We start from the raw sequence: 4,162 nt of genomic DNA, 5'->3' as shown, positions 1-4,162 counted from the left end.
GCCGGCTTCTCGCGCAGGCCCTCGCCCTCCACGTCCACGCTGGGCAGCGCGCGGTCCAGCCAGCGCGGCAGCCACCAGGCACGCCTGCCCAGCAGGGCCAGCACCGCGGGCACGACGGCCATACGGACCACGAAGGCGTCGAAGAAGACGGCGATGGCCAGCGAGAAGCCGATCATCTTGATCATCGACTCGCTGGAGCCGATGAAGCCGGCGAAGACGGCCATCATGATCACCGCGGCGGCCGTGACCACCCGGGCCCCGTGCCGGAAACCGGTGACGATCGCCTGGCCGGGCGTCTCCCCGTGGACGTACGCCTCCCGCATCCGGGTGACCAGGAAGACCTCGTAGTCCATCGCGAGGCCGAAGACCACACCGACCATGAAGATCGGCATCATGCTCATGATCGGACCGGTCTGCTCGACTCCGAAGAGCGAGCCGAGCCAGCCCCACTGGAAGACCGCGACGACCGCGCCCAGGGCCGCGACGACCGAGAGCAGGAAGCCGAGGGCCGCCTTGAGCGGCACCAGCAGCGAGCGGAAGACGACCATCAGCAGCAGGAAGGCGAGTCCGACGACGAGCGCCAGATAGGGCAGCAGCGCGTCGTTCATCTTCTCGGAGAAGTCGATGTTCATCGCGGTGGCGCCGGTGACCAGCACCTCGGCACCGGTCTCGCTCTTGATGTCCGCACCCGCGTCGCGGATGGCGTGGACGACGTTCTCCGTGTCGGTGGAGCTCGGCCGGTCCTTCGGGATGACCGTGATGGTCGCGGCGTCGCCGGCCTTGTTGAACGTGGCCGGGGTGACGGCGGCGACGTGACCGCTCGCCTCGATGCCCTGGGAGACCTGCTCGACCGCGGCCTTGCCGTCCTCGCTGTTCCTGGTGTCCACGACGACCAGCAGCGGACCGTTGAAGCCCGGGCCGAAACCGTCGGAGAGCAGGTCGTAGGCCTGGCGCTGCGTGGTGCTCTTGGGCTGCGAGCCGTCGTCCGGCAGGCCCATCTCCAGCGAGGCGGCCGGGACGGCTATGACGCCGAGCCCCACCACACCGGCCAGCAGGACCCACACCGGCTTGCGCAGCACGAACCGCGCCCAGCGGGTGCCCATGTTGGGCTTGGCCTCGGGCTTGTCCTCCGCCTCGGCGGCCTCGCGCGCCTTGCGCCCCATGATCCACTTGCCGGCGACACCGAGCAGGGCGGGCACCAGGGTGAGCGCGACGAGGACCGCGATCGCGACGGTACCGGCGGCGGCGAAGCCCATCTTCGACAGCATCGGGATGTTGACGACGGCGAGGCCCACCAGGGCGATGACGACGGTCAGACCGGCGAAGACGACCGCGGACCCGGCCGTGCCGACGGCCCGGCCGGCCGCCTCCTCGCGCTCCCGGCCCTCGGCCAGTTCGGCGCGGTAGCGGGAGACGATGAACAGGGCGTAGTCGATGCCGACCGCGAGGCCGATCATCATGGCGAGGATCGAGGTGGTGGAGCCCAGGTCCAGCACGGTGGCCAGGGCGGTGATCAGCGACACCCCGATGCCGACGCCGATGAGCGCGGTCAGCAGCGGCAGCCCCGCGGCGATCAGCGAGCCGAAGGTGATGACCAGCACCACCGCGGCGATGGCGACCCCGATGACCTCGGTGGCCCCGGTCTCCGGCATCACCTGGAGCGCGTCACCGCCGATCTCCACGGTCAGCCCGTCGCTCTGGGCGGCCTCGCCCACGTGCTCCAGCGAATCCCGCGTCCCGTCGGTGAGCTCCATCGAGTTCACCTTGTAGGAGACGGAGATGTACGCCGTCGAACCGTCCTCGCTGACGGCGTTCGCCGTGTAGGGGTCGGTGACCGAGGCGATCTGGTCCGAACCGGACTCCAGCGTGCCGACGATCTTCTGGACGTCCGCCTTGTTCTCCGGGTCGGTCATCTTCTGGCCCTCGGGGGCCTTGAAGACGACCCGCGCGGTGGCACCGTCGGCGCTGGCACCGGGGAAGCGTTCTTCCAGCAGGTCGAAGGCCTTCTGGGCCTCCGTGCCGGGGATCGAGAAGGAGCTGGAGGCGGCGGTGGACGCCGAGGCGGCCCCGAGTCCGGCGACCCCCAGCAGCGCCACCCAGACCAGGGCGACGTACCAGCGGCGCCGGAAGGCGAACCGTCCGACTTTGTAAAGGAATGTGGCCACGGAGAGGAACTCCCGGTCAGGTCGTGGAGTGGAAAAGGGCGTGAGGAACCAGCCCGACGACGAGAGCGGCGTGTCAGGTGGAGCGTCGGGGAGCAGGTCGTGCGGAGGGAACGGGGGACGTCAGACGCCGAGGGCGGGGAACACCACGGATTCTGCGTAGTCGATCAGGAACTCACGGTCGACCGGGCGTTCGTCGATGAACTCCCGGGCCGCGAAGGCACCGATCATCATGTGCGGTACATAGGCGAGCGCCGAATTCCCCGGGCTCACCTCGCCCCGGTCCACCGCACGCTGGAGCAGCTTGGCGAGTCCGGTCATCTCCGGCTCGATCAGCAGGTCACGCAGCGCCTGGAACAGATCGGGGTTCGTGTGGACGGCATGGCTCAGACCCCGCATCAGCGCGGAGTTCTTCTCCATCCGACAGTCGTCGCTGCGCGCGAGGACGGCCTGGAAGTCGCCCCGCAGCGAACCGGTGTCGACCTCGGCGAGGTGCACCGGCTTGTCGTTCCGGAGCGCCCTGACGACCAGCTCGGCCTTGCTCCCCCACTGGCGGTAGAGGGTGGCCTTGCTGGAGCGGGTACGGGCGGCGACGGCGTCCATGGTCAGGGCTTCGTACCCGACCTCACCGAGCAGGTCGAGCACGGCGGTGTACAGCTCGTTCTCACGCTCCGGCGTGAGCCGTGTCCGCGCCACCTGTCGACCTCCTCCACCCTGGTGCCCGCCGGATCGTACGCCAGTCACGCCCGGCCCCAAGATCACGAGCCGAACGAAACTGTTTCGTACACCTCGAAGCTACTCCCCTCCGCCCGCGAAACGAAATCGTTTCGCTTGTGTTCTGGAACACAAGTTGCCCCGGACCCCGTGCGCGGAAAGCATTGAGGGGTGAGTGACGACGTCGCGTATCTCCGTTTCCCGCACCTCCACGAGGACTTGCTCTGCTTCGCGGCCGAGGACGACCTGTGGGTCGCTCCCCTCGCCCCCGCGGGGCAGCGGCCCGGCCGCGCGTGGCGGGTGACCGTCGACCGCACCCGGGTCAGCCATCCGCGCTTCTCGCCCGACGGCGGGCGCATCGCCTACACCACCTGGCGCACGCTCGATCCGGAGATCCACCTGGCCCCGGTCGAGGGAGGGCCCGCCCGCAGACTCACCTACTGGGGCTCGACCGACGCCCGGGTCTGCGGCTGGAGCCCGGGCCCCGGCGACAGCTCCCAGATCCTCGCCGTGTCCTCGCACAACCAGCCGTTCTCGTACTTCTCGTGGGCCTACAGCGTCCCCACCGACGGCAGCCCCGGCGGCAAGCTCCCCTGGGGCCCGGTCTCCGACGTCGCGGTCGCCGACCTCGACGGCGAGCGCCGCACCCTGCTCCTCACCGGAAAGCCGCCGCACGAGCCGGCGGCCTGGAAGCGGTACCGCGGCGGGGCGACGGGGCGGCTGTGGCTGCACGGCGAACGGCTGCTGCCGGACATCGGCGGCCACCTGGAGGCGCCGATGTTCGTCGGGCGCCGCATCGCCTTCCTCTCCGACCACGAGGGCGTCGGCAACCTCTACTCGTGCCGGCCGGACGGCACCGACCTGCGCCGCCACACCGACCACGACGCCTTCTACGCCCGGCACGCGTCCAGCGACGGCACCCGGGTCGTCTACCAGTGCGCGGGCGACCTCTGGCTGGTCGACGACCTGGAGACGCCCCACGCCGTACCGCGCAGGCTGGAGGTACACCTCGGCGGCCCCAGGACCGGGCGGCGTACCTACCAGGTGCCCGCCTCCAGCCACGTCGACGCCCTGTCCGTGGACGAGACGGGCCGGGCCAGCGCCGTCTCGGTACGGGGCAGCCTGTACTGGCTCACCCACCGCGACGGGCCCGCCCGCACCATCGCCGACGAGCCCGGGGTGCGGGTCCGGCTCCCGGAGATGCTGGGCAGCAGCGGCCAGGTCGCCTACGTCACCGACGCCGACGGCGCGGACGCGGTCGAGATCGCCTACCTGCCGCGGGCCAG

At 70.6% G+C, this 4,162-nt stretch carries 2 protein-coding genes and 1 pseudogene; 1 reads left to right on the top strand and 2 read right to left on the bottom strand.

From position 1 onward, the window contains the following. On the bottom strand, positions 1-2,165 hold a 2,165-nt coding region (locus IH13_RS0108375; protein ID WP_031082475.1), incomplete at its 3' end, for an MMPL family transporter. A gap of 120 nt (positions 2,166-2,285) precedes the next feature. Next, a complete protein-coding gene (locus tag IH13_RS0108370; RefSeq protein WP_031082473.1) occupies positions 2,286-2,858 on the bottom strand; it encodes a TetR/AcrR family transcriptional regulator in 573 nt (190 codons plus the stop codon). A gap of 189 nt (positions 2,859-3,047) precedes the next feature. On the opposite strand from IH13_RS0108370, the pseudogene IH13_RS0108365 reads away from it, so the two are divergent. After that, positions 3,048-4,162: pseudogene (locus IH13_RS0108365) on the top strand (PD40 domain-containing protein); the annotation flags it as partial.

Origin of the sequence: Streptomyces sp. NRRL WC-3549 (assembly GCF_000721935.1) — a bacterium.
Taxonomy (GTDB): domain Bacteria; phylum Actinomycetota; class Actinomycetes; order Streptomycetales; family Streptomycetaceae; genus Streptomyces.
This window is presented reverse-complemented; position numbering and strand designations above follow the sequence as displayed.